The 5,481-nt window shown below is 53.0% G+C and carries 4 protein-coding genes, 1 tRNA gene and 1 pseudogene; 4 read left to right on the top strand and 2 right to left on the bottom strand.

Annotated elements, in window-relative coordinates:
• The first annotated feature begins 36 nt into the window (after positions 1–36).
• Positions 37–113: transfer RNA gene (locus tag PVW27_RS21155), tRNA-Met, on the top strand.
• Here PVW27_RS21155 and PVW27_RS21645 read toward each other — a convergent pair.
• Positions 70–570 (bottom strand): annotated as a pseudogene (locus PVW27_RS21645) (transposase); the annotation flags it as partial. The gene PVW27_RS21155 and the pseudogene PVW27_RS21645 overlap by 44 nt on opposite strands.
• A 195-nt stretch (positions 571–765) precedes the next feature.
• Complete coding sequence (locus PVW27_RS21150; protein ID WP_274561157.1) at positions 766–1,020, bottom strand: transposase; 255 nt, start codon at positions 1,018–1,020, stop codon at positions 766–768.
• A gap of 248 nt (positions 1,021–1,268) precedes the next feature.
• Between PVW27_RS21150 and PVW27_RS21145 the strand changes: the two genes are divergently transcribed.
• From PVW27_RS21145 to PVW27_RS21135, 3 genes are all read left to right on the top strand, one after another.
• Positions 1,269–2,620, top strand: a protein-coding gene (locus PVW27_RS21145) for an IS3 family transposase (RefSeq protein WP_274561156.1) whose coding sequence is annotated in 2 segments (ribosomal slippage) — positions 1,269–1,605 and positions 1,605–2,620 — 1,353 coding nt in all. Because the reading frame shifts where the segments join, the coding sequence is not laid out codon by codon here.
• Between the two features lie 153 nt (positions 2,621–2,773).
• The gene (locus PVW27_RS21140) at positions 2,774–3,967 is read left to right on the top strand and encodes an FkbM family methyltransferase (protein ID WP_274561154.1); all 1,194 of its coding nucleotides are present in this window, start codon (positions 2,774–2,776) and stop codon (positions 3,965–3,967) included.
• Between the two features lie 8 nt (positions 3,968–3,975).
• A complete protein-coding gene (locus PVW27_RS21135; protein WP_274561152.1) occupies positions 3,976–5,406 on the top strand; it encodes a glycosyltransferase family 4 protein in 1,431 nt (476 codons plus the stop codon).
• The last annotated feature ends 75 nt before the right edge of the window (positions 5,407–5,481 follow it).

The raw sequence follows: 5,481 nt of genomic DNA, 5'->3' as shown, positions 1-5,481 counted from the left end.
ATCTCTCAACGATGAAAAAAAGCGCATAAAAACCAGCGCGGGATGGAGCAGCCCGGTAGCTCGTCAGGCTCATAACCTGAAGGTCGTAGGTTCAAATCCTACTCCCGCAACCAACTTTAGCGACCCAGCCCGTGCTAAATGCGCGGGCTTCGTCGTTTGCGCAGCCCCCAACGCCAGAATGCCTGCCAACTCCCCAGCCAGTTCAATATGATGGCCGTTCGGGGCGTTCTCGTCAGGCACCATCCGGATCTCCGACACCAAACCGCGCAGCGCTTCCGTCGCCGCCACCTTGAGGCCCGCGTCCTGCAGAGCCGAGGCAAGGTTGCGGATCTTGGTCTGGTAGAGCTCCGACAGGCTCGGGTGCAGCCGCAGGGCAGGCGGCTCGGGGCTGTGGTTGAAAACCGCGTTCAACTTCTGCATCTCGCCCTCCAGCTCAGCCATCCGGTCCTTCATGCTCGGCTGATACATGTAGACTGCCATCAGGCACATAAGCCGCATCAGTCGCCGGATGCGTTGGTAGATCACAACATGGCCCTCGTTCTGCAATTGCCACGTCATCTGCCGCACGCCGTAAACGGGGTTTCGAGGAACTGTTTGTCCATTCCTACTATGAGATCGAGGTTCATGATCGTCTCGCGCATCAGTTCATAGTAGGACAAACGACCGCGAAATCGACAGCAGGAGAAATTGTGCCCCGACAGACATGCTCGGGTGGTTCTTGTCGATCCTCCCGCCCCTTACTTGGCGGTCCAAGGCTTGAGCTTTCTAAACGAGAAAATCGATAGCCACAGCGAGTTCCCCGCTCCTCGCCTGCAGCGCCCGCATCGTATCTTCATCGACCTTGGGGGCCTTCTTGCTCTCTCGCTCGAAGATATCTGCCACCCCGTCCAGCAATGCCTTCTTCCACTGATGGAGCATCGTCGGATGCACGCCGTAGAAGCCACACAGTTCCGATCCTGTTCGCTCGCCCTTCACTGTTCCCAGCGCCACGCGGGCCTTGAAACCTGCGTCATGGTTCATGCGTTTCTCTATGTTCTGATCTTCTCGAACTTGCAGACCATCAAAAGTCAGATCGTAGCTACCGCCACTGTCCGTTCCCGGGGAGCAGCTTAGAAAGAAGTTTGAGCAAGCAGTTCTTGTGAAATCCGCTAGCGTATCTACAAGTCCATCCGCAGGCGTCAAATGTCTGACGTCAGCACCCATGGGACAGTTTCGGCATATTGCGGAACGGAGGGTTTCCGGCTCATCGTAGCCTTCATGGAGCGAAGATGAGCAAGAAACCCGTGACACCGAAAGCCGAGGCCGAGAAGGTCGTCAAAGATATCCGCCGCGCAACCCGTAAGATTCACAGCGCGGAAGAGAAGATCCGCATTGTCCTGGCCGGCCTTCGCGGCGAAGACAGCATCGCAGAGCTGTGCCGCCGGGAGGGGGTCGCCCAGAGCCTGTATTACAGCTGGTCGAAGGAATTTCTCGAGGCGGGAAAGAAGCGCTTGGCCGGGGATACGGCGCGTCAAGCAACCAGCACGGAGGTCAAGGACATGCGCGCCGAGTCTCTGGCCCTCAAGGAGGTGGTGGCCGACCTTATCCTCGAGAACAGAGTCCTCAAAAAAAACACGAGCGGGGTTGGGGGCGACCGCGAATGAGATACCCGGCATCCGAGAAGCTCGAGATCATTCGCATCGTTGAGCAATCCCACATTCCGGTCCGCCGAACCCTGGCCCAGATCGGCATTCCGCCCACAACCTTTTACCGCTGGTATGATCGCTACGTCGAGCATGGCCCGGAGGGGCTGGAAGACCGCCCATCACGGCCGTCCAGGGTCTGGAACCGTATCCCAGATCCTGTGCGTGAACAGATTGTAGATTTGGCGCTCAACGAGCCGGACTTGTCTCCGCGGGAACTGGCCGTTCGCTTCACCGACACGGAAAAGTATTTTGTGTCAGAAGCTTCGGTCTATCGACTGCTCAAGTCCTATGACCTGATCACCAGCCCCGCATATGTCGTCGTCAAAGCCGCCGACGAGTTCAGGGACAAGACGACCCGGCCGAACCAGATGTGGCAGACCGACTTTACCTATCTCAAGGTGATCGGCTGGGGCTGGTTCTATCTATCCACCGTGCTGGACGACTTCTCGCGCTACATCGTGGGCTGGAAGCTCTGCACCAACATGGGGGCAGACGATGTCAGCGCGACGCTCGACATTGCCCTGGCCACATCAGGATGTGACAGCGTCACCGTGCTGCACAAGCCGCGGCTGCTCAGCGATAACGGTCCCTGTTACATCGCGGGCGATCTCGCCAAATACCTCGAGAAGAACGGCATGGATCACGTGCGCGGGGCTCCCAACCATCCCCAAACGCAGGGCAAGATCGAGCGCTGGCACCAGACACTCAAGAACCGCATTCTGCTCGAAAATTACTACCTGGAGGGTGAACTCGAGGTGGCGATCACTGCCTTCATCGAGCACTACAACCATCGCCGATATCACGAAAGCCTCGGCAACCTGACACCCGCCGACGTTTACTTCGGGCGCGGCCTGGCAATCCTGGCAGAAAGGGAGAAGATCAAAACACAGACCATCCAGAACCGCCGCTTGATCCATCAGCGCCAAGCAGCATAATATTAACCCACAGAGCCGGAGCCCTCCTGACCAAAATCACGCCGCCTGTTCCAAATCATTCGACGACGGACAGGCGTCAAAGTCTTGACAATGTGTACTTTAAGCAGCCATGCAAATCTCTCAAACCATTAGGCATAGCAGGTCACTTCAGTCATGCCCTTCATTTCCCATGCTCAGAACTACGAAGACGTCATGCTGTGGCGAGCATTGAAACACGTCGAGAAGGGCTTCTACATAGATGTAGGGGCATGGTCACCCGATTCAGATAGCGTCACCAGATCGTTCTATGAAGCGGGGTGGAGGGGTATAAATGTCGAACCTCTACCAACTATGCACCTCCAGCTTTGCAGGCGTCGACCTCATGACGTAAATTTGGCAATGGCAGTGTCTGATACTCAAGGCACACAAGAGTTTCACAACATTGATGAAACTGGTTTATCTACACTGCACCAAGTTGAAGCAAAGCGCGCCGCAGACACAATTGGAGCGGCGTCAGTGTTCGATGTTCAGGTTACAACACTTGCAGACATTTGGAGAGAGCATGTCCCGCCGGGGCAACCGGTTCACTTTCTCAAGATCGATGTTGAAGGACTTGAGCAAAAGGTCGTTCGCGGAGCCGATTGGGCAAATAATCGCCCATGGATCATCGTGATTGAGGCGACGATACCACAAACCCCTCGAGAGAACTATCAAGAGTGGGATCCCTTGCTGACAGAAGCGAACTATAGGTTCGTATGGTTTGACGGGCTTAATCGCTTTTATCTTGCCGAAGAGCACGCAGTCCTTGCAGAGTTTTTCCGTTCTCCACCAAATGTGTTTGACGACTTCCGACGCATTTCTGAGGTCCAATTGGAGCAGCGTGCCATAGCGGCCGAGGCAGCGCTACATGAGGAAGCCGTCAGGAATAGTAAATTAGAGGAATTCATGACGGAGATGCGTAATCATATTTCAGCGGAGATAGGGTTACTTCAAGCATTTTTACAAAACCAACGTGTTTCGCCTAAAGTTTCCAAGGAGGAATTCGAAGAATTTCAGCGACCTCTGTGGTTTTCAATATTCTTGAAGCCATCTGGAGAACCCTCGAAGCTGATAAGGCGCGTTCTTTTTCATAAAAGCGGTAAACCTCGTGGCATCTTTAAGAAGTGGGTTCTTCGTACGAACGGATCACCTCGGAAAATTTTTAAGGTTTGGATGTTGAGTGAAGATTATCAAAAGTTACCTGGTGCAATTCCGTTGAAAAAGCTCTACCAACACAATCAGGGGTCTTTGATGGCGCTAAGCCCTAACGCCATTCGCGTTTCTCAGCGTATTGCCAAAATTAGGTCATCTGTATCACATTTGGAGTAATTTTTCTGTTGCGCATCGTTATTGATATTCAGAGTTTGCAATCGAGTAGCAGCGCCAATCGAGGTATCGGCAGATATTCTCGTTCGTTGATTGAGGCCATGCTGCGCATTTCTCCGGAAGATGATTTCATTCTGCTTATGAATGACATGGTCGGAGACGACAACGACCGTCTTCGGCGCGAGTTTACGGTAAAATGGCCAAATGCCTCAGTGCGGGTCTGGTCTGCTTGTGTGCCTGCCGGCTTTTCTGCGCCCAAAGACAACGCACGGGCCGCCGTGGCGGTTCGTGAGGCCGTAATCAAGGACTGCGCCCCGGATGCTGTTCTGATCACCAGCCTTTTTGAAGGCCTTGATGATGACTGCGTCACCACGATCGGAGACGTCCCTACTTTTGTCATTCTCTATGATTTGATTCCGCTGATCTTCTCGGAAATTTATTTGGAGGATCCGTATTCCAAAGCATGGTATGAAAGTATTATAGGAGAGTTGCAAAAAGCCACTCACTTGCTGGCTATTTCTGCTTGCTCGGCTCAGGATGCAATCAACTACTTATCATTTCCACAAGAATGTGTCACAAACATCAGCTCTGATGTGAGTGATTATTTTTCATGTCATGAACCGAGTGCAGAGCATTTAAGGGAATTAGAGAGAGAATTTGGCCTAGCCCGACCTTTCCTCATGTACACTGGCGGTATTGATCATCGGAAGAACATTGAAGGATTGATCACGGCCTACGCGGCGCTGCCGAAATCGGTTATAGCAGATCATCAGCTTGCAATTGTTTGCAAGTTAAATTCGGAAGACAGAGAAAAACTGCTCAAGCAAGCCGGTTCTGTAGGATTGCCGCGGGATGCTGTCATCATGACAGGCTATGTTAGCGACGACACGCTGGTTTCACTTTATAATATGTGCAAAGCCTTTGTTTTTCCAAGCTGGTATGAAGGATTTGGACTGCCTGTCCTGGAAGCCATGCGATGCGGTGCTGCAGTCATAGGAGCGAATGTTTCAAGTATACCTGAAGTCATTGGACGAAACGACAGTCTGTTTGACCCGCACTCAACGCAAGACATGGCGCGGGTCATTGAAAAGGTTTTGACAGACGAGAGTTTCAGACAGTCTTTGCGGGATTTTGCGCCTGTTCAGGCCCAACGTTTCAGTTGGGAAAAATCGGCACGCAGAACTCTTGCAGTCATCAAAGACAGCCTTGCCGAAAATGACGTCAAGCAAAGGGGAAGGCAGCAATCTGTTGAAAAACCCCGTTTGGCTTTTGTTTCACCGCTTCCGCCTGAACGTAGTGGGATCAGTTTTTATAGTGCGGAGCTCCTTCCGGCATTATCACAGCATTATGAGATTGATCTGATTGTAGAGCAGGAAACGGTCTCGGAAGAACTGGTTGTCAACGGCGGAGACAAAACCGGCCACGTGGCGGCGCAAAAGTAGGCCAGTGGCGGGGCACTAAGCGCCATGGCGCGTGCGCTCCCCAAATAGTTGGCATGTGCCATGGCGCATTGGCCC

The sequence above is a fragment of the Seohaeicola sp. 4SK31 genome, from assembly GCF_028802875.1.
Lineage (GTDB): Bacteria > Pseudomonadota > Alphaproteobacteria > Rhodobacterales > Rhodobacteraceae > Seohaeicola.
This window is presented reverse-complemented; position numbering and strand designations above follow the sequence as displayed.